At 41.6% G+C, this 20,894-nt stretch carries 15 protein-coding genes; 5 read left to right on the top strand and 10 right to left on the bottom strand.

The window, feature by feature from the left end; all coding sequences use genetic code 11:
* Positions 1-37 precede the first annotated feature (37 nt).
* From JMN32_RS16530 to JMN32_RS16495, 8 genes are all read right to left on the bottom strand, one after another.
* Positions 38-1,039, bottom strand: a complete 1,002-nt coding sequence (locus JMN32_RS16530; RefSeq protein ID WP_202857469.1) for a glycoside hydrolase family 5 protein — start codon at positions 1,037-1,039, stop codon at positions 38-40.
* An 11-nt stretch (positions 1,040-1,050) separates the two neighbouring features.
* The gene (bglX, locus tag JMN32_RS16525; RefSeq protein WP_202857468.1) at positions 1,051-3,267 is read right to left on the bottom strand and encodes a beta-glucosidase BglX; all 2,217 of its coding nucleotides are present in this window, start codon (positions 3,265-3,267) and stop codon (positions 1,051-1,053) included.
* Between the two features lie 61 nt (positions 3,268-3,328).
* Complete coding sequence (locus tag JMN32_RS16520) at positions 3,329-4,711, bottom strand: sialate O-acetylesterase (RefSeq protein WP_202857467.1); 1,383 nt, start codon at positions 4,709-4,711, stop codon at positions 3,329-3,331.
* A gap of 98 nt (positions 4,712-4,809) precedes the next feature.
* The gene (locus tag JMN32_RS16515; protein WP_202857466.1) at positions 4,810-5,892 is read right to left on the bottom strand and encodes an SGNH/GDSL hydrolase family protein; all 1,083 of its coding nucleotides are present in this window, start codon (positions 5,890-5,892) and stop codon (positions 4,810-4,812) included.
* Positions 5,893-6,005: 113 nt separating this feature from the next.
* Positions 6,006-6,887, bottom strand: coding sequence for a helix-turn-helix domain-containing protein (locus JMN32_RS16510; RefSeq protein ID WP_202857465.1), 882 nt, complete (start codon positions 6,885-6,887; stop codon positions 6,006-6,008).
* An 864-nt stretch (positions 6,888-7,751) separates the two neighbouring features.
* Entirely contained in the window at positions 7,752-8,015 is a 264-nt protein-coding gene (locus JMN32_RS16505; RefSeq protein WP_202857464.1) for a hypothetical protein, read from the bottom strand.
* A gap of 491 nt (positions 8,016-8,506) precedes the next feature.
* The gene (locus tag JMN32_RS16500) at positions 8,507-8,770 is read right to left on the bottom strand and encodes a hypothetical protein (RefSeq protein ID WP_202857463.1); all 264 of its coding nucleotides are present in this window, start codon (positions 8,768-8,770) and stop codon (positions 8,507-8,509) included.
* A 649-nt stretch (positions 8,771-9,419) separates the two neighbouring features.
* On the bottom strand, positions 9,420-10,067 hold the full coding sequence (locus JMN32_RS16495; protein WP_202857462.1) for a hypothetical protein: 648 nt from the start codon (positions 10,065-10,067) through the stop codon (positions 9,420-9,422).
* A 384-nt stretch (positions 10,068-10,451) separates the two neighbouring features.
* On the opposite strand from JMN32_RS16495, the gene JMN32_RS16490 reads away from it, so the two are divergent.
* The 4 genes from JMN32_RS16490 (at position 10,452) to JMN32_RS16475 (ending at position 14,152) form a co-directional block, all read left to right on the top strand.
* On the top strand, positions 10,452-11,861 hold the full coding sequence (locus JMN32_RS16490; RefSeq protein WP_202857461.1) for a neutral/alkaline non-lysosomal ceramidase N-terminal domain-containing protein: 1,410 nt from the start codon (positions 10,452-10,454) through the stop codon (positions 11,859-11,861).
* 434 nt (positions 11,862-12,295) lie between these two features.
* On the top strand, positions 12,296-12,832 hold the full coding sequence (locus tag JMN32_RS16485; protein WP_202857460.1) for a pyridoxamine 5'-phosphate oxidase family protein: 537 nt from the start codon (positions 12,296-12,298) through the stop codon (positions 12,830-12,832).
* 109 nt (positions 12,833-12,941) lie between these two features.
* Positions 12,942-13,388, top strand: coding sequence for a KTSC domain-containing protein (locus tag JMN32_RS16480; RefSeq protein WP_202857459.1), 447 nt, complete (start codon positions 12,942-12,944; stop codon positions 13,386-13,388).
* A 104-nt stretch (positions 13,389-13,492) separates the two neighbouring features.
* Positions 13,493-14,152 carry a hypothetical protein gene (locus tag JMN32_RS16475; protein WP_202857458.1) on the top strand — a complete coding sequence of 220 codons (660 nt, stop codon included), beginning with the start codon at positions 13,493-13,495 and terminating at the stop codon, positions 14,150-14,152.
* Between the two features lie 110 nt (positions 14,153-14,262).
* Here JMN32_RS16475 and JMN32_RS16470 read toward each other — a convergent pair whose 3' ends face one another.
* Positions 14,263-16,491 carry a M20/M25/M40 family metallo-hydrolase gene (locus tag JMN32_RS16470; RefSeq protein WP_202857457.1) on the bottom strand — a complete coding sequence of 743 codons (2,229 nt, stop codon included), beginning with the start codon at positions 16,489-16,491 and terminating at the stop codon, positions 14,263-14,265.
* A gap of 227 nt (positions 16,492-16,718) precedes the next feature.
* The gene (locus JMN32_RS16465) at positions 16,719-18,089 is read right to left on the bottom strand and encodes a sigma-54-dependent transcriptional regulator (protein WP_202857456.1); all 1,371 of its coding nucleotides are present in this window, start codon (positions 18,087-18,089) and stop codon (positions 16,719-16,721) included.
* Positions 18,090-18,364: 275 nt separating this feature from the next.
* Between JMN32_RS16465 and JMN32_RS16460 the strand changes: the two genes are divergently transcribed.
* On the top strand, positions 18,365-20,791 hold the full coding sequence (locus tag JMN32_RS16460) for an ABC transporter permease (protein WP_202857455.1): 2,427 nt from the start codon (positions 18,365-18,367) through the stop codon (positions 20,789-20,791).
* Positions 20,792-20,894: the final 103 nt, after the last annotated feature.

Here is a 20,894-nt window from a genome sequence, read left to right as displayed (position 1 = left end):
CAAGGGTTTCAAACCTTTGGAGGGTTAAATTGTTAATCTAATAACTATTTAACTTCTTCTTGAAAAACTTCCCGTGTCGGGAAGGTGTGTAGTTATCGTCAGTATAAAGTCTCGGAGCCCATTGTTGGTCGAATACCCAAACAACATAAGATATATTCCTTTGGTCGCAATAGTTGGTGATGGCTTCACCGTAGGTTTCATCGCTGATTACTGGTCTGTGGGCGCCGGGGTCCTCAGGGCCGCAGAATCCTATTTCCGTTAATATTACAGGGTATTTTTCTTTTACAAAACCCCAGTCGGCAGTCCACTTATCCTCCCAGGGAGCTTCTCTTTTTTGAGGGTACGGGTGACAAACATAACCAATACCTTCTGCCTCAATTGGATTATCTTTTACAGGAGTCAGGTCATAGGCCCAGTTAAACCCGGCGACAAGAGGTATGCCTTCTCCTCCGTTAGCCCGTACAATAGTAATCATTTCCTCATTCAAGACCTTCCATTGTTCCCATGTGGCCGTTCCCAGGGTATTATCATAGGTCGTAGGTTCATTATAAAGCTCATAAAAAGCTACTACAGGATTCTTTCCATACCTGACACCAATGGTTCGCCAAAAATCATAAGTCTGCTTGAGGTTCGTGTCGTAAATATCAGACTGGTACATTGCTGTTCTTAGGTTACCTATGCTGTGCCAGTCAATGATCACGTACATACCCAGATCTCCAGCCCATTTGATCCCTTGATCCAGTAACTTGAGATAATTTTCTTTGCCTCGTTTGCTCCATGCAGGAGGGTGGATTGGAAACCGCACGATGTTGGCTCCCCATTTCTTTATTTCTTCGAAATATGCCTTATTCCAATACCCCTGGCTTTCCAGCTTGTCGGGATCACTGGTACTATAACCCCTGAAAACTATGAGCTGGCCATCTGCCTTTACAAAGTTGTTGTTAACAACCTTTATCCTGTCCATCTCCTGAGCAAATGCAGAAGACATTCCCAAAATAAAAATAAACGTCACTAATGCTTTAAAACCTGATAATCTCATCAAATTGTATTTTAATGTAAACTAAAATCAGCCGTGAGTGAAGCATTCGAATCACCCCCGACAAATACTTTAAAATCTCCTGGCTCAACTATATAACGGCCATCGTTATTGTAAAAACCAAGTGTAGAATGATCCAGGGTAAACCGGATTGTTTTCGTTTCGCCGACTTTTAATTCAACCAATTCAAAACCTTTAAGCTCTTTAATGGGGCGTGTTACACTGCCCACAAGGTCCCGAATATAAAGTTGGACTACTTCCTTTCCTTCCCTGTCACCGGTATTGGTTACATCTACACTTACTTCGATACTATCACCTACCTCGGCTGTATCTTTATCCAGCCGTAAATTTTTGTGTGAGAATTGCGTATAGCTCAACCCATACCCAAAAGGGTATAAGGGGGTGTTGTCTACATCGCTGTAATGTGTCCAAAATACGTTTTGCGGGTCATCGATGTTGGGGAAAGGCCTGCCTGTATTTTTCCTGTTATAATAGATGGGTACCTGACCTACGTTCCTGGGAAAAGTCATGGGCAGCTTTCCGCTGGGGTTATAATCACCATATAATACCTGAGCAATGGCCCGCCCTGATTCCGTACCCAACTGCCAGGCTTCTACAATAGCAGGGATATGTTTATCTGCCCATGTAATGGCCAATGGCCTACCGTTGTTTAATACCAAAACTATGTTCGGATTCACTTTAGAAACTGCTTCTAACAGCACTTGCTGGAGCCCGGGTAATTGAAGATCTGTTCTGCTTCTTCCCTCACCGGTTTGAAAGCCATGCTCACCCAAGACCATAACGACTACATCGACCTGTCGGGCTGCTTCTATGGCTTCATCGAAACCTGATCGGTCTGTCTTATTGATGGTTGTTTCCTGGGTAAATGCAGTTTCTCCTACTGTAAGGTCTACTCCTTTTTTGTAAATAAGGGAATTGCCGGCATATTCCTGCATCCCTTCCAATATAGAAACGGCTGTATGGTCCTCTGATGCAATTCTCCAACTTCCCAAAGGGCTGTTTTTATCAGCGACCAAAGGGCCGATTAAAGCTATTTTTTGGCCATCTTTTTTTAGTGGGAGTAAATGCCCTTCATTCTTCAGAAGCACAATGGACTTTTTGGCCATATCCAGCACCGCTTGCCTGTGCTCTTCACAGCCGATAGTTTCTTTTTCTCGGGCTTCATTACAGTATTTGTAGGGATCATCAAAAAGGCCTAATTCAAATTTTAAGTATAAGATTCTTCTTACCGCATCGTCAATTAAGGCTTCTTCTACAACTCCATCCCTAACCAGCTGTGCCAGTTCCTCAACGTATATATATCCCTCCATGTCCATATCAGAGCCGGCGGTTGCTGCTATTTTTGCTGCTTCTCTTTTGTCTTTTGCATGGCCCCAGGGGATCATTTCAGCAATGGATGCCCAATCAGACACCACAAATCCGTTAAAGCCCCATTCGCCTTTCAGGATATCTCTCTGCAAGGAGGAGTGGCCGGTAAGAGGAATGCCATTAAGTTCATTGAAGGAATTCATCAAGGTTCGCACACCCGCATTCACGGCAGCTTTAAAGGGAGGTAAAACCACGTTGTGTAAGGTAGAGGGGCCTATGTCGGCTGTGTTATATTCTTTGCCAGCTTCTACAAAACCATAAGCAGCAAAATGCTTGGCGCAGGCTGCAATAGTGTTTACGGCTGACAGATCTTCTCCCTGAAATCCCTTCACTCGTGCTACGGCTACTTTGCAGCCCAAAAACGGATCTTCCCCGGCGCCTTCCATCACCCGCCCCCAGCGTGCATCCCTGGAAATGTCAACCATAGGTCCGAATGTCCAGTTGATACCGGAAGCAGATGCCTCTGCGGCTGCCACAGATGCAGACTTTTTAATAGCCTCCAAATCCCAGCTTGCGGCTTCAGCCAGTGGGATTGGGCTTAAGGTTTTGTAGCCATGGATTACATCAAATCCAATAATAAGCGGGATGCCCAACCGGGTTTCCTCGACGGCAATTTTCTGAACAGCACGAACTTCTTTTGCGCCCCGTACTGATAACATGGATCCCACCCAGCCTTTTCTTAGGTGCTCATATTTCCAGGCCATATCTTCCCTTTGGGATGGGCCTGTTACATCCCAAAAACCATTGTATTGATTCATTTGTCCAACCTTCTCCTCAAGGGTCATCATGGCTAGAAGTGAATCTACTTTTTGATCTATGGTAGTGTTTTTCTGAAATTCCATAGTAAGGATGATTTTTGTTACTTCATTGTTTTAAAGAACTAGTCCTTCAAATCCTGGATACTCATTCGGACGTTTCTGTGGTAAAACTGGAAGCTGGCAGGTTGGCTTTATTGAATATATTGGATATACTCGTGTTGCCCCATGCATACCGGACATATTTTGGCTCGCTTACCCTATCAGAAGTAACGATGAACATACTTTTCTTTAAAGTACCTTTGGCGGCATAGAAGACCTTATCCACCCCGGCTACTTCAAAAAGATGGTCTTTATTTTTTAAGTAAAGTCCCTCTGCATGTTTAAAATACACGTAAGCCTTTTTCCCCTTAAAGGATACAGAATCCAGCAAAGGCCCTTCTACAATGCCCTGAACAGTATGGTAATGATTTTTCAGGGCAATATTGGCAAACCTTAACCCAACATCCAGTTTATTTCTGGGGTGGATATCATCTGTGGTACAAATGTCGCTGGTCATGACCATTCCGGTATTAGGCACTACTAATGTGCGTCTTTGGGCCTCCCGTACTTTTACACCAGACTCTGGTGAGCCATATTCATAGGGCGCTATTTGAGCATAATAAAATGGAAGTTGTTGGGTCCAATTATCCCTCCATGACCGGATTAATGCAGTGAATGTATGCTGATAGGTGTCGGGGTTGGCGGTGTTGGTTTCGCCCTGATACCAGATGATGCCAGCCAATTTAAAACCAACCAGAGGAGCGATCATCGCATTGTAAGTTCTGCCTGGTTCGCTGGGACACCATGTTTCTGCCTTTAATTTTTGAGAGGCTTTCTTTAGTGTTTGGTCGGCATTGATCACATTCTGTGGTATCCATGTTTCTGCGGGGGTTCCTCCCCAGCTGGAGTTGACCAGCCCGATCGGGACATCTAAGTTTTCGTGAAGTTTCTTTCCAAAAAAATAGGCAACAGCACTGGAATATTGCATCGTATTAGGTGTGCAGACTTGCCATTCACCCTTGAGATCTAGTTGAGGGCTGTCAGCGCTGTTTTTAACGACATTAAAAAAGCGTATTTCAGGAAAGTTAGCATTTTTGATGGCTTCTTCACCATTTGTTATCCCCGCTGAGGGAGTCCACTCCATATTGGACTGGCCTGAGCAGAGCCAGACTTCTCCAATTAAAACATCGTTAAGGGTTACCTGATTATACCCCTTAATAGTGATCGAATAAGGACCTCCTGCTAGGGGTGTTTTGAGTAATACCTGCCAATTGGCATGTCTGTCCGCTTTTGTTTTAACTTCAACGGAATCCCAGCTTGTGGTGACTGTAATTTCCTCCATAGGATTGCCCCATCCCCAAAGTTTCACTTCGGCATTTTGTTGCAGCACCATGTGGTCTGCAAAAACAGAGGGCAGGCTTACGTTAGAAAAAGAAGTGCCGGTTGCCACGAATAATAGAATTAAGGTGTAATATATAATCTTATTCATCTCTTAAATATTTCATATTGCTTTTTTAGAGAGGGAGGGCATTGAAAATACAATTTTCATTAAAAGAATCTCATGCCCCGAAACTCAAAATAACTTCATTATTCATTATTGAGTATATCTCTAAAAAAGGGTTCAAGTTGTTCCGCCATTTGCTTATGTTCTGATATGGAAGGGTGCCAAGAGCACCCTGTCGGTGGCACTTCATCAAATTCAAAAATTGATACAGTCTCGGTACCTATGTTTTCTTTGACTTTTTTCAGGCAGGCAATCAATGTGTCGCCTTTTGTGCCAGAAACCATAGGACTGGTTAATAAAGCTACTTTGGTATTGGGGTAATGACTAAAGATATTCTTTACAAATTTGGTGTAATTATCAACAAACTTTTCCTGATTGAAAGGCAGCCGGGGTTTTACACCATCGCCAACTGACAGGTCGTTGGTGCCCAGGCATATACTTACAATGTCAGGGTGCATAGAGAAGTCCGCTTTTTTGGAGCTGTCGGTGTTTAGGTATAAGTTCTCATAGACCTGTGGCATGATGGGTTCATCAATATTTTCATCATTCCAGTTTCTGTACATGCCGATGCCTGAAACAGAACTTAACTTAAATGAGGTGTTCAGCGCCCTGGCTACGCGCGGGCCATATGCCAAATATGCATTGTGCTGATCAAACCACTCTTTTGATCCACATGGAGCATCCGTGGTGTCTGCACCCATGCCGCAGGTAATGGAGTTGCCAATGAATTCTATTAACGCTACGCTGTTTTTTTTGAGAGGTGATATTTTTTGTGCTTCAGCTCCAAGAAATATAACGGTGCCATTAGCAGCCTCTGTAGCCTTATAAATCCCAACTTTTGATTGTTTTTTATCTAACTTCAGCGGAATAATTTCTTTACCCTGTTCAATTTTAAATCGACCCAGATACTGGTCGTTAACTTCCAGCAAGATATAGTTGTATGATGGCCCACCTGACCTTAAATGTATATTCAAAGAATCACCTTCAACCATAAATTCCACTGAAGAACCTGAGCCGATTAAAACAATAGTACTATCTGCAAGAGGCTCTACCCGTCCATTGCTTATAAAAGGGGTCCCCCCATTATTTTTGTAAAAATTTAGTGTTTCTTGCTCTTTGCATGCAAGGAGAGATACCATTAAAAAGAATAGAATATTATAACGCATATTATCACAATTTTTAAGTGAATAAAGTTATGCCATTGCGTACTATCCTATTTGCCTTAATTCATCAAATATTGATACAATTTAATAGGCTTTTGATAAAACCTGACAGTAAATTACAAGACCCTTCTTATGCCTTGAAATTCAGCCCTAAACTCACTTGGAGTGCAGTTTTTGGCTTTTTTGAATACGCGGTTAAAATTAGCAATGTTGTTAAACCCACATTTAAAACCAATCTCGCCAATACTCAGATCTGTTTCAATTAGCCAACGGGTAGCGTAGCTTATACGCGTGTCGTTGGTGTACTCAATAAAGGTTTTACCAGTACGCTTTTTTATAAAGCGGTTGAATGAGACCGGACTCATATTTACCAGGTCGGATATTTCTGTCAATGTTATTTTTCTGTCAAAATTTTCTTGTATATAGGTATACACCTTTTCAATCAGTTTGCTGTTCTCAAACTTGGAGTTACGCGAACTATAGGTGGAGAGTAACCTTTGATTTCTGGAATTGGCCAGGTCCTGAAGGATGGAAATAAGCTCCAAAAAGTAATCGATACTATCAATCTTGGATAGGGAAACTATCCTTGGCATAAGCTCTTTGGCTATTTTGTTAGAGAACAGTATACCGTGATTTGATCGATTAAACAGGTCCCTGATAGGCTTAAATATTTGCCTCGAGAGCATTCTGTCATCAAACAGATCATTGTGGAACTGGATGGTAACCTCGTGTATTCTTGCACTTTGGCATTTATAGGTTTCCCAGCCATGTTCCAAATTGGGGCCGACCATGACCAGCTCAATATCATCGATCTCTTCCATACTATCACCAACCACTCTGCGGCAGCCCTTTCCATTATGAATGAAGTTTAATTCAAATTCAGGATGAAAATGGATGGGGAAATCAAAATGTTGCTTAACCCTCTCGAATACCAGAAAGCTGTCCTGGGGTGCTAGTGGAGTTATTTCTCGATGTACATTTTTCCTGATCGTTGACATATGTTGAAAATTGAGTTACAAAACAAGTTATGAGAACAGATGAGTAGGCCTTGTGAGTAGTGTTAAGATGAGCTGTAAATTGTTGATAAGCAGTGATTTGAATTTATGTTTTTAATGTAAAGAAAAGTAAAACTACAGACATATGCATATTTTTGATAATTTTCGTATCAATTTTGGTAAAAAAATACCAGTATTAAGGTCGTATACCTTGTGAAATTTGGTGAATTAAGGTAGGATATACATGGCAGTGTTGAATTAGCTTGTACTTTATGAGTATAGAGCCGACAAAATATATAACACTGTCATTCTGGAATTTTCGTAGAGCAACAGAGAAAATATCTGGAATCCCGAACTTAAAAGCACTAGCCAAACCCGACCTGTTGCATGACTGATATCTACTCACTAATTTCTCCCTTGAGGGAGATGTCCGTAGGACAGAGGGTGTTTAGCTTCAAAAGCAAGGGGGGGTCTTGTGGCGGGCATCATTTTTTGTCTTTTTTATCTTGCTCTATTCTTATTTCAAGGCAGATTTCCTAAAAAATACCCAAGGTTGGGTATTGACAGAGATATCAGGTTAAGCTAGATTTAGATTTGTTGCAATTGGATTAGCAGTATTGGGAAAATAGAAGGAGATGTTGGGAAAGTTCAGGCTGTAGTATTTGGCAAGCGTGCATATGTTCGTTTTAAAATAAAGCGTTTTGTAAGAATACTTAAAAGCAAACGATTTTTCACATTTCTATTTGGATCATACTCCTGACCATTTACCCATAAAGTGTATATCAAAACAAGCGTTTTTCTAGAAAACTGCTTGTGTCCTATACAGATAAGCAAAAGGGCCATCCCCAAAGAACAGCCCCATAAAAATTAAAGCTTTTGCAACTCCTCCCAAAGAACCTTTAGATTAAAAAGAGCATTCTTTTCCTCCTGATCAATAACTAGTTCGGTATGATACAAGGCTAAATTGTGAATCATTTTTAAGGAAAAGATCAATTCGTCAACCCCAAGAAGTTTAATGCAGCTAATAAATTCGTGCTCGGCAGGGGTTAGGGTGTTGAGAATTTCAGAGCCATCAATAGGCTCTGCATAATTGCCTTTGAGACGGGTGGTCGGACCATTTGTGTTTCGCATAATGTAAATGGGTTAATAAGTGAATAAAATAGGATAGGTCACTGCGAAACACATCAAAGCAACGCCTTGAACGGTCTGCGGGACTTTCACCCGTATGCCTATCCAGTATCTTTGGTTTGAGCCGATTTTTGATCTTTGGCGTCATGATAAAATAATAATGTGTTTCGCGTTTCAAAGATACGGATTTAAATAAAAAGACCGAGGATTAAATTGCAGAGTCCTGACAGGGAATGCCTTATTCGAATGGTTAATGTCAGTAAAAGTCGAGCCATATCCCCCGAGTCGGGGAGATTCCTGATATTTTCATTACATACCTGCATAAAACACGCTCGTACTCGAAAATTCAGGAATGACGGTTTTTTTTGGGTCGGGCGCTATTATTTTGGAGTGATGTAAAAATAGAAGGGTATTCCCCCTCTCTGGCGTAAGCATCCATTGGACCCTTTAGCAAATTAAACAAAGGGCCATCCCCAAGAACAGCCCCATAAAAATCAAAGCTTTTGCAACTCCTCCCAAAGAATCTTTAAATTAAAAAGAGCATTCTTTTCCTCCTGATCAATAACTAGTTCGGTATGATACAAGGCCAAATTGTGAATCATTTTTAATGAAAAGATCAATTCGTCAACCCCAAGAAGTTTAATGCAGCTAATAAATTCCTGCTCGGCAGGGATTAGGGTGTTGAGAATTTCAGAGCCATCAATAGGTTCTGCATAATTGCTTTTGATAAAGGCTTTCGGACCATTCGAGTTTCGCATAATGAAATGGATTAATAGGTGAATAAAAATAGGATAGGTCACTGCGAAACTCGTCAAAGCGGTGCTTTGATTGGTCTTCGGGACTTTCACCCGTATGCCTATCCAAGATTTTCTGTTTTAGCCAAGTAGATACAAATAGCACCATTGAGTTAATAATTATGACAAGTTTCGCACTTCAAAGATACGGATTTAAATAAAAAGACCGAGGATAAAATTGCTGAGTCCTTTATGATACTTGGCCCTGGAATATCGAGTATTGCATTTTGATCAGTATATTTCTTTTATTCTGCTTATTTTAAAAGAAATGAAAAATGTAAGCTACATAAAGTCCAATACAACCCTGATTCGTTTAACAGATACCAGTTTTCTCTGGATTTAAATGTAGTAACTCCGTAGAGTTGCTTATTGCTTGTGCAAATGTTGCTAGAGTGACGCAGGGTCCTCTTCGAGAAACTCTGCTGAAAGGAAGGGAGGTGTCTGTAGGACAGGTTTTAGTTATCTAACCAGATGAGGCACACTCCCTCTCTGGCACAAGCGGGGAGGCTGGTGTCCTTTACCTTTCCTATGTATCACGGAAGAAACTTCCGAGCCAGTGGGGAGTCTAAAAGCCTAAATATGATATAGGCTTTTAGACTCTATTTGAAATGGATCAATTACCTGCCACTGATAAATAAAGACCTGAAAGATCCAAGGGTTCAATATTGTCAGGGTGTGCAACAACAGCGACAGCAATACCTGACAACACCAGAGGAATATCAAAACCCGTTGTCTGTGGGTTTGTACATGTAACACTCTTGAATAACTTCCAGTCTCCTGACTGATAGATGTATAGGTCGTATCCGGATTTTGGATAGATATGATCTGGTTCGAAGACTTCATTCCAAGTGCCAATTGTAAGGTTTACCCGGTCACAAATCTTTTTATATTCAAAATTCATGGCCACAAAGCCTCCTGGTTGTATTAGAGCGGAATAATACTTTCCATATTTTCTATATACTTTGGCGTTGCTGAAATAATACGGCACGGTAGGAGCATCAACATCAAGGTACAACACTTGATTGAGCCAGGGTTTACTCACCTCATAAGTTTCAAACCAGCTACATTTAAAGTCTTCAATATACCCATCGTCTGTAAAGCTTCTATTGGTATCCCCTCTTTTAATTGTCATTGGTTTAGGAAGTTCAACTTTGGTGCCTGAGGGTGCGAAAGGTTCCACAATCTGAGTATCCTCACAGCTGAACAGTGACATTGCAACCATTAACGCAGCTAATAATTTTACTTGAATAGATTTTTTCATAATAATATTGGTTTCGTTAAATAATGCTGGCAAATTATAAGAAGCACTTTAAGCTAATAATGCCTAATGTATGTTCTGGCATTTTCAATTGACTGAGGTTGTTTTTCAATTGATTTCATTACAAGGAACCCCTCCATTGGTCAAGAGCAATCCCGATACCCAAAGCAGGGTGAGGTTGTACCCTCCACAAATTAAAATCTCCGAACACCCAATTAAAGAGGTCTTTTGAGCTTACTTATTCACTATCAGATACATACGTTAAGCCCTCCTTCAGAAGAGGTGGTTGTAGGGTAGTGCGCTTAGCTCATGTGGTAAGAATATTTCTGATTTTTAAGGTTCCTAATCAGAATTTTTGGCTGCCACTTGCTGTTTTATGAGGTAAGTATGGATAGGTTAGACAAATCCACGTGGTTCTTATGCTTCATTTTTTATCTGGCAGGCATACAGCATTGTCAGGCTCAGGAGCATGACCTGATGGGGAGTGCCGTAAGTATTGATATGGAGCCTGAAATAGGTATTCCATTAGCCGGGTATGGTTCAGAGAGCAGGCGTTTAGAAAAAAAAGACTGGAGCGGAGATATTCCACATAGTTTTATGTTCAAACCTTCCATTGGTCTGCTCGACCCCATTCGAAGTAAAGTGATCTTTCTTCAAAATGAAAAACACCAACTCCTTTTTATCAGTCTGGATATGATCGGGGTAAGTTACCGGTTTGTCAATAGCCTTTGTAAACGACTTAAACCTCTCGGCTTTGAGCGCGATCAGTTGTTTATTTCGGGCACGCACACGCATTCTGGCCCGGGTACAGTAAGCCGTAAACTACTTTTGGAGTTTGTGGCCACTGACATTTTTCAGCGGGAGAATTACGATCATATTGTGAATAAAGTATACGAAAGCGTATTAAAGGCAATTGATCAAAAAGAACCTGTAAAGTTGTATCAGACTGGTTTTAGTGTTCAGGGCCTGCAAAAGAATAAATGGCGAGAAGGAAGGAAAGACTATGTAGACCGGGAGGTCCAACTGTTAATGTTGCAAAATAGCCAGGGCCAATGGCTTGGAGGAATGGTCAATTTTGCCATTCATGGAGGCTCTTTGGGACCTGAAAACTTAAAATATAGCGCCGATGTGATAGGAGCTATAGAAAGAAATATGGAAAAACTGATTGCATCAAAAAACACTACTGATGCACGCCCTCCAACAGTTGCATTATTTCAGGGTGCCCTGGGAGATGTTGGAGTAATCAGACGGGGATATAAAAAAATGCATTGGATCGGTGAAGAATTTGCCCGTCAGGCGATGCCAGCGTTGGAAAACCTGAGCCCTGTGGCTCCGACCCTGAGCAGTACCAGCAAAAAAATCTGGCTGGGCATACCCGGCTATTCCCTTAAATATGCCAACCGCAAAACGCTGGCTAAGAAAAAATGGATTCCGCCTTTACGGGTTCCTATGCCCGGGCTAATGAATCAATATACTCGAATTTCAATTGCCAGAATAGGAGACATACTAATGTTTACATGGCCGGGGGAAGCCTCGACTACGCTGGGCTTTTGGTTAAAGGCATTGAGTAAACGAAACGGCTATGACAATGCCTGGATACTGGGATTAACCAATGACTATGTAGGGTACTTTACCACTCAGAGCGAATACTATGAAGGTCAATATGATTCCAGGAGTTCATTATTCAACTTTAGGGGAGGTCGAAGGGTAATCAGAAAACATCAAAAGCAGTTGTCAGAAATTATAGAACCGGATCGGTTAGACTTTGGCGGTGAATTGATTTCGGAGAACAGATAGGTCATTACGTCAAGTGACGAGTGACGTGGAGTCCTCTTCGAGAGACATTCGCTGAGAAGTAGAAGACGAAATACTAGCTATGTGCTTCGGCTCAAGGGGATCCCTGATATTTTTATCAAATGCAGCAGTGAAATGCTGTTTTGTGAAGAAAATTCAGGGATGACGGGTTTAGTTGCGGTTTGTACTTGTTTGTTGGGATGAATGATTAATAAATCACATTAAAAGAGATTGAAAAAATAGCAGAGCCAAAACTCCCTCTCCGTGTAGAAGAGAGTATTTTGTCCATAGCTAGTTTACTGTCCAGCGCTTTGTGAGGCCATACATCTCTCAAATCAAACTCATCCCTCACTAATTACTCGCTAGATCTTTAACCTTCGATATCCCTCAACTATTTTCAAACCAGCCTCGTTACAATTAACTAAAACCAAGATATCATGGGTAAACAACTTGAAAGCATAACCCCCGAATTACAAGAGTTTATTATCAATCAGAAAATCTTTTTTGTAGGTACCGCAGCTGAGGAGGGCAGGGTAAATGTCTCTCCAAAAGGGATGGATACTTTTAGGGTATTGGGGCAGAATAAGGTCCTCTGGCTCAACCTTACCGGAAGTGGTAACGAAACCGCTGCTCATTTGATTAAGAACAGCAGGATGACCATTATGTTCTGTGCCTTTGAGGGTAAACCATTGATCCTAAGGTTGTATGGCACTGCAAAAATCTATCACCAGAGTGACGAAGCATACCAGCAGCATATAGACCTTTTTCCTAAAATAGCCGGAGCACGTCAGGTCATTGAAATGGAGGTCGATCTGGTACAAACCTCTTGCGGTACCGCAGTTCCCTTTATGGATTTTAAAGAAGAGAGGACTCAGTTAAAGTCATGGGCAGAGAAGCAAGGGGAAGAGCGAATACGAAATTATTGGAAAGAGAAGAATAGGGTCAGCATTGATGGCTTTGAAACGGGAATGTAAAGGCGGGATGGTGAGTATATGAAGCTAATGCGGAAAATAAAGAATACTTAGATGCACTATTTCAGATTATTTTACCAGTAGCTTTGTGGCTTAATTTTACCATACGGCAATGAAGCGCATAAATGAGTACAGGAAGCTGTTTAATGCTGATGCAAATACAGACCTTAAGCAATTAAAGACCACTTATAGAAATCTGGTGAAAGAGTGGCACCCGGATAAATTTCAGGATGAAGCAGAGAAGGCAATTGCTGAAGAAAAGAGTCTGAAGATTATCGATGGTTATCACTTCTTAGTGAGTATAGCACCGGAAACCAGGGAAGTGAACCAGGAAGATTATCGTATCACCACGAGCACAACCGGTATAGCCGACTTTAAGCATAAAGGGTTGCTGCTCGAAATTTCGTTTCTTGATGGTACTACTTATGAGTACTTTGGAGTCAATAAAAATGTAGTTTCCAAAATGGTCAATTGCGATAACCCTTATCGTTTTGCCAAGAGGAATATTTTTAATTCGTATTTGTATAGAAAGTCTAAGAAAGATCTGGAGCTGGCATAAATTCTTTGCTGAACAATGAGGTTGTGCACTATTATACTTTTGTCAATTATAACGCTATTGCAATTTAGCTGTGCTCAAAATGAAAGCTTGACAGGGCATGGCATTTGAATTCTGACAATGGTTTTTTCAATACTATTGACATTAATGATACCTCATCACTAACTAATTATTATGAATTGGAAGGGTATTACTATTATGTTTTGCCGAGAGTTGATGTCGACTCATTATATATATTCCCATTTAATGACTTGTTTTATACAAATTCATTTGAATTGAGGGGCGATCGACTTTTGTTAAGTTTGGATACTGCAGTTGTTGAATATATCAAAGCCGATTTGCCAGATTGTATTTATGATCACCGCTACATCCACTCTTCTTTGAGGATAGATTTAGAGGTGAATGATGATGCTTATGCATTTGAAGATGCACTTCCAAACAGTTGTGGAACGAGTGTGTTTGTAGGGCCATCGAAGGTTGGTAAAAGTTACTTTTACGATAGTTTGGCATCTATATACCCTGATTCAGCCTTTATTCGAGCTAATGATGTCATAATAAAGTTTATGGACTTACCACTATTGGCTACGCAAACATATGATATGTGCATAGACCAGCCGTTTGCTGGTATGAATTTTCATATAGATAAAAGTGTTCCGCGAGAATACATTGCCAGGTTGATCAGCAGCATTCCGGATTCCCTGAATTTACAATTGAATTCAGTAGTTAGAATGTCGAATGGTGACATAGGGCTAGTTAGAGTGAGATAGTAAGTTAATACAAACAAAAGCCACCCCAACCGAGGTGACTTTCATTTGTTGTGCTTAGCAGAACCTTACTTTCCCCTAAAATAAAGTTGATTCTGTCTGCACATTCAGTATTACTGCTGTTTTATAAAACTTTGAGTTTTTTTAACATCTCCTGACTCAAAAACCAGTATGTAGGTATGCCCTGCAGGCAGCCTGCTGATATCGACTTCTACACGGGGTTCCATTATGGTTTTGGTTTCAAGAGTTTTACCGTCGATGGTCATTATTCTAACCACTCCCTCGTCTTGAAATCCATCTTCAATGGTTAGCGCAATGGTTTCTGTATTGGCCGGGTTCGGGAAAATCTTCATGCCGGCAGCTTCTCTTACAGTTTTTTCTCCACCTTTTGCGGCAAGCAAGGAGCCATTGATAGTCACGGTATAATCCTCCACTTCGCCATAGTCAAAACTTCCACAACTTGAAGGAGCATTATTGTAACGCATGCTTACTCTCATACGTGTGGTCACGGATGAAGCTCCCGAAGGTACAGTGAATGACCCTGATGAGGTAGATGAACTGGTACCGCTGTATACCTGCTCGCCTGGGTCGGTAAAGTCCCCATCATGGTTGTAATCAATCCATATTCTCCATACTTCGCTGTAACTGGAGTACATGAAGCCAGGTGTAAGGCTCACACTATAGGTGTTTCCGGCAGTAAGAGAAACCGATTGACCGGTATTGTCAGCGTATCCGCCATCAGATGAACTGGTATTATTAAGGCTACCTACAGTTACATTTTCTATCCACTCATAGCTTACATCATTACCAGAAGATGCACAGTAGCTTACCGGATTGTTGCTCAAGGTGCGGAAAGTGGCGCTGCTGGAATAGGCAGACTCCTGTCCTGAGCATATGGATTTTACCTGAAATTCATAATTAGTATCAACCGTCAGGCCGCTCAATGATTTTGAGGTGCTGCTGCTGGTGGTAGATACCCATGAACCTCCGGCTATACGATATCGGATATCATAGCTGGCAGCTCCGGAAGCAGAACTCCACGATACAGTGGCTGAAGATGTAGTGATGTTTGAAGAAGACAACCCTGAAGGTACATTACAGGTAGGCGTTGTGCCACCATCAGCTTTTGCTGTTTCTATTAAAAACTCCAGAGCTAGTTTAGCAAATTTGGCAGCATGTACCGAATTTGCAAGTGGGGCCTGGTTATAGGTGTCTGAAGAAGTATGGATGTATGGGTTACTTCCACTAAAACTGGCCTCAAAAGGGAAAGTGGCATTGTAGCCCTCAGCCTCCCAACTGGCGTGGTCAGAGCAGCCATAGTTACATTGTGTGGTAGAGTAGCTCAACTGATGTGTACCCGATGCATTGTAATGGTCCATTAACTGCATCATGAAATTGTTGAGTACAGGAGTAGTATACTGGTCATTGATCAGGTACACATCGTAAGTAGACCCTTTGTAGTTGGTCATATCAAATTGAGCATACCCGATCACATTTACATTATTGATGCTGTAATCTTGTGCTATCTCTCCTGAACCTCTCAGGCCTACCTCTTCAGCAGCATAGGCCATGATCTCAATGGTCCTTTGAGGGCGGAAGTCCATCTCGATCAATACGCGGGCGGCTTCAGTGATGGTAGCTATACCAGATGCATCATCATCAGCACCCGGAGCATTGGAGTTGTTTGAAGGGTTGGTGGAGTCAATATGCCCACCAATGATAACATACTCATCCGGGTAGGTAGTACCCTGAATGGTGAGCACTGCCGAGGGCATGTTAGTAGAAGAGTGATAAACCAGCCTTGTGGAGATGTCACTTCTTCCGGCAGCCATGTTGTCCCACTTGGCTTTGATGTCCACCACCGACTGTGTGGCTGAACTGTATGTATGGTATCGCGTACCATAGCCTACCAACGTCTGAATGGTGTTTTCGATTTCCAGATTATCTACCAGGTTTAGGCTTTGGTTAACATAAGTGTCCTGGTCTATGGTGTAATTAACTGCGAGTTGTTTAGCCTGTTTGGAAGACTTGTTGGCTTGTGCTTTTTTAATAGACTGCACCGCTTTGTCGAGTGAGGACATGTAAACATACCCAGGTCCGTGAGTTAGTACATTATGGTGTAAATGGTCAGCAGCGTTTACAGTCATTTTTACTGCACTTACGCCGTCGACGCTTTCATAAATGATTACTTCATTAGGGTATTGCTTTTGCAGATCCCGAGCATCCTCGGTGGTAACCGTGGCATAAAAATAATCTTGTTTGCTGACCTCTTGCGACCACGCAGAATAGTTGAAGAGGCATAGAAATACTATCCATGCCATAATAGATTTACGATTTTTCATAATAAAATTGGTTTTGGTTTTTAGGTTGGCCTAAATGTACCGGAGAAGTGGTGGGAATACAATTGAAATATATAAGGAAACTTACATGGTAGGTGAGTTGTCGATATTTAGGATGTTTTGATGGGTTAGAAGATGCATATGAGCCGATATGAATACAAAAAGAAAGGTAACGCTAGGCTGTGAAGAGAATGCGGCGTGCCACTTTCTTTTTATATCAAATTAAATTTTTAGATTCCATGTTTGTTCATGCGTCGATACAGCGCAGTTCGTGTTATACCAAGGTTTTTTGCTGTCTGTGTTACATTGCCATTATTTTCTTCAAGTGACTGTAAAATGAAATCTCGTTCCATTTCATCTAACGTTTTTGCCTGAGATGGTACACGGTGTATGGAGGTAGTAGGGCTAATGAATGACTCTACTGAATTGATCGTGTCCCCTTCACTTAAAATGACAGCGCGTTCCACCGCATGCTGTAGTTCTCTGATGTTACCCGGCCAATGGTAATTTTTAAGTTTTTCAACCGTATGCTTGTTGATGGATAATCCTGGTTTATGGTATTTTCGGGAGTAAATGCTCAGAAAATGATCTACAAGCAAAGGAATGTCTTCAATGCGCTCACGCAATGATGGTATTCGGATCTCTACCGTGTTGATCCGGTATAGCAAATCCTGTCTGAATTTCTGTTCGTAAACCATCTCACTGAGCGGCATATTGGTAGCACACACCAGCCTGAAGTCTACATCTACCTCTCGAGTGGCACCTACCCTTCGTATTTTTCGGCTTTGCAATACAGTAAGCAACTTGGCCTGTAGGGGCATAGAAAGGTTGCCGATTTCATCCAGAAATATCGTTCCCTCGTTGGCTAACTCAAACCGACCTGGTTTGTCTTGCCGGGCATCTGTGAAAGCACCTTTTACATGTCCGAAAAGCTCGCTCTCAAAAAGTGTTTCGCTCACGGCACCTAAGTCGACGCTGATAAATATCTCATTACTTCGCAGAGAAAAGTTGTGAATAGCACGAGCCACGAGTTCTTTCCCTGTACCATTCTCACCCAGTACCAGTATATCGGCATCCGTTTTGGCTACTTTTGTGATCAGGTCCTTGACCCGTTGTATGGCGGGCGATTCCCCTATAAAATCATTGAAATTGTGAGGTTTATCCCGGTTAAGGGTATTTTGGGTTTCCTTGAGCCGGATTACTTCTTTCTTAGACTTTCTAAGTTGGAGCGCTGAGAGGATGGTTCCTAAAAGCTTTTGATTTTTCCACGGCTTTAGTACAAAGTCTGTAGCGCCCTGCTTCATAGCCTTTACGGCTACATCTACTTCGCCATAAGCAGTGATCAGTATAACTATAGCCTGCGGGTCAATTTTCAGTATCTCACCCAGCCAGTAAAAACCCTCTTCGCCGTCGTTCATTCCTTTTTTGAAATTCATGTCGAGCAGGATCACATCATAGTCTTTGATTTCAAAGTAACCCGGTATTTTAGAAGGGTCTTCTTCAATGTCTACCGATGAGAACTCTTGCTTAAGAAACATCCTGGCGGTTTCAAGCACATCACGATCGTCATCTACAATCAGTATATTGGCTGGTGTTTTCATTTTATTACGTTTAAGGTCAGGGTAATGGTTCTGGGTAAGTTTTTAACATTTTCTTAGAATTAAATATCCTGACCGTACCCCTTAAGCTCATAGTGAAAGCGATAATGTTTTATGACCAAACATAACAAAACTGTATCATAAACAAACGTATAGGTGTATCGTTTTTGATACATTTATTTTTTGGTGTAGCCTTAATTTGCTCAAAAATGAATAATTTGAGCTATGGCATTGATTTTGGCATTGTCTCGGTAAACATCAGAACGGAGGAATAAACTATGTTGCAAAATTACTTACGTATTACTATCAGGAATCTACAAAAGAATAAATGGTATTCACTGATCAACATCATTGGACTAACGATAGGGATTACTGCGAGCCTGATCATTTTTGTTTATATCAACCAAGAACTGAGTTTTGACAAATTTCATGAGCATGCAGACCGTGTCTACCGGGTTATCAAGGAGTCAGGAAGTGTTACCGATAAAGAGATAGACAGGGGAGTGCCCTACCCTATGATTGGTGCGCTGAAAAGTGATTTTACGGAGTTTGAAGCATCTACGCTTTATCATAGCGATGATGTTCCTCTTGCTGTGATCGATCATAAGAAATTTGTGGTTGATCATGTGATCTTTGCGGACTCTAACTTTTTTGATGTTTTTAGTTTTAAGGTTATATCCGGTAACCCTAAAAAAGACTTGGGAGAACCCAATAAAGCATTTCTCACCAAATCTCTGGCAGAGAAGTTTTTTGATGATGAGCAGCCTATTGGTAAAAAGATCAGGTTGCGCAACAAAATAGAGGTAGAGGTAGCCGGACTGATCGAAGATACACCACCCACCTCGCACCTGAGGTTTGACATGATGGTGTCATACCCGACATTCACTTCCGACTATATGGGGTTTGATATGTTTGATCTTACCTCGTGGGAAATGACAGCGGAGGGATATGCATATGTGAAGCTGAAGCCTACGGCTACTGTTGAGCAGGCGCATGCTCAGTTTGAAAAGGTGGTTGACAAAAATTACGAGAGCAGGGAGAATCACTCCAGGCGTTTTCTGCTACAGCCATTGTTAGATATTCATTTTAACCAGGAAGCCGGAAGCCCGTCTTCCATCAACCCCACATCACTCTGGGCGTTAGGTACTATTGGCTTGTTTATATTGCTTATCGCATGTGTGAACTTCATCAATTTATCAACGGCTTTGGCGGTTAGGAAGTCAAAAGAAGTAGGGGTGAGAAAGGCATTGGGCGCAGGACGCCCTCAGCTTATCAGGCAGTATCTTGCGGATACTTTTATTGTTACATTGCTATCAGGACTGCTGGCAGTGGGTATAGCTGAACGTATGATCATTCTGTTTAATCAGTTTTTCGAAAAGGAGCTGACCATGAATCTGTTTGATACTCCGGAGGTTATCGCTTTTGTAGTAGTAGTAGTGGTGGTGGTTGCTTTGCTATCAGGGCTTTATCCTGCATTGATACTTTCTGGCTACAACCCGGTAAAAGCGCTGAAAAATAACATCCATTCACAAAGTAAGACGTCTCTTTTTCTTAGAAAAGGACTTATCACGGTTCAGTTCTTCATTTCTCAGGTTCTGATCATTTCTACCATCATTATATCCAGTCAGATGGATTACTTTACCTCTAAGCCTCTGGGTTTTGATAAAGATGCCATCATCACCATAAATGTAGAAAAGAACGACCCGAATACCCTGGAGGCATTACGAAGCAGGTTGATGTCTAATGCATATATTGAAAATGTATCTTTTGCTCTGGGACCTCCTATATCCAATAATGTTTTTAGCACACATTATTATCAGACCAGTAAGGGGAGAGACCAGGAGTATAGAGTACAGATTAAGCCTGTGGACTATCATTATTTGGAAACATATGGGATAAAGCTAAAATATGGGCGGTGGTTTCTACCTGGGGAAGAGGAAAGGTTTCGTGATGTGCTTGAAAACCGTAATGCAGACATTTCATACATCCTGAATGAAACGGCAGTAAGGAAACTCGGTTTCAACGATCCGCAGGAGGCCATTGGCGTCCGGATATCAACAGGCGTAAATGATATCTCTGCTCCTATAGTGGGTATTGTGGAAGACTACCATCTGGGGTCGTTTCATGAGGAGATTATGCCTGCTGTTATGATGCACCTGCCCATGTTTTACTACAATGCAGGTATCAAAATAGCCTCCACAAACATGAAAGAAGCCATCAGCCATGTGGAGGATGTACACACGAGTATGTTTCCTGACAATATCTTTGAATATGATTTTCTGGATGATGATGTAAGAGACTTTTATGTAGAAGAGCAACGTACTTTCACGCTTTTTAAGATTTTTTCATCGGTATCGATATTCATCTCCTGTTTGGGACTGTTAGGGCTGATCTCTTTCATCGTCAATCAGAGGACCAAAGAAGTAGGGGTGAGAAAAGTTCTGGGAGCAGGTGTGGGCAGTATCATAATGTTGTTCTCAAAAGACTTCATGCTTCTGGTACTGATGGCCTTTTTGCTAGCAACACCTGCTGCTTGGTATGCTATGAATATCTGGTTGGCCGATTTTGTATACCAGATCGATATGCAGGTGTGGTTCTTTGCTCTGGCGATTGTAATCTCAGGTGTAATCACCTTTGTTACCATTGGCTATCAATCGTATCAGGCTGCTGTGTCAAACCCTGTAAATGCTTTAAGAGATGAGTAGGCTTTGGTATTCGGTGTTCGGTAAATGGTGATCGGTGATATAGTGAATAGTAATGAGTCAATGGTAAAAGGCAATAGGAAAGCCAGTAACTAAAATCAAAAGA

This window comes from Fulvivirga marina, from assembly GCF_016775155.1.
Taxonomy (GTDB): domain Bacteria; phylum Bacteroidota; class Bacteroidia; order Cytophagales; family Cyclobacteriaceae; genus Fulvivirga; species Fulvivirga marina.
The sequence above is the reverse complement of the archived record's forward strand: the minus strand, read 5'-3'. Positions and strand labels throughout refer to the sequence as shown.

Coding starts and splice junctions, on each gene's coding strand:
- JMN32_RS16530 (WP_202857469.1), bottom strand. CDS start 1,039: ATGAGATTATCAGGTTTTAAAGCATTAGTGACGTTTATTTTTATTTTG.
- bglX (WP_202857468.1), bottom strand. CDS start 3,267: ATGGAATTTCAGAAAAACACTACCATAGATCAAAAAGTAGATTCACTT.
- JMN32_RS16520 (WP_202857467.1), bottom strand. CDS start 4,711: ATGAATAAGATTATATATTACACCTTAATTCTATTATTCGTGGCAACC.
- JMN32_RS16515 (WP_202857466.1), bottom strand. CDS start 5,892: ATGCGTTATAATATTCTATTCTTTTTAATGGTATCTCTCCTTGCATGC.
- JMN32_RS16510 (WP_202857465.1), bottom strand. CDS start 6,887: ATGTCAACGATCAGGAAAAATGTACATCGAGAAATAACTCCACTAGCA.
- JMN32_RS16505 (WP_202857464.1), bottom strand. CDS start 8,015: ATGCGAAACACAAATGGTCCGACCACCCGTCTCAAAGGCAATTATGCA.
- JMN32_RS16500 (WP_202857463.1), bottom strand. CDS start 8,770: ATGCGAAACTCGAATGGTCCGAAAGCCTTTATCAAAAGCAATTATGCA.
- JMN32_RS16495 (WP_202857462.1), bottom strand. CDS start 10,067: ATGAAAAAATCTATTCAAGTAAAATTATTAGCTGCGTTAATGGTTGCA.
- JMN32_RS16490 (WP_202857461.1), top strand. CDS start 10,452: ATGGATAGGTTAGACAAATCCACGTGGTTCTTATGCTTCATTTTTTAT.
- JMN32_RS16485 (WP_202857460.1), top strand. CDS start 12,296: ATGGGTAAACAACTTGAAAGCATAACCCCCGAATTACAAGAGTTTATT.
- JMN32_RS16480 (WP_202857459.1), top strand. CDS start 12,942: ATGAAGCGCATAAATGAGTACAGGAAGCTGTTTAATGCTGATGCAAAT.
- JMN32_RS16470 (WP_202857457.1), bottom strand. CDS start 16,491: ATGAAAAATCGTAAATCTATTATGGCATGGATAGTATTTCTATGCCTC.
- JMN32_RS16465 (WP_202857456.1), bottom strand. CDS start 18,089: ATGAAAACACCAGCCAATATACTGATTGTAGATGACGATCGTGATGTG.
- JMN32_RS16460 (WP_202857455.1), top strand. CDS start 18,365: ATGTTGCAAAATTACTTACGTATTACTATCAGGAATCTACAAAAGAAT.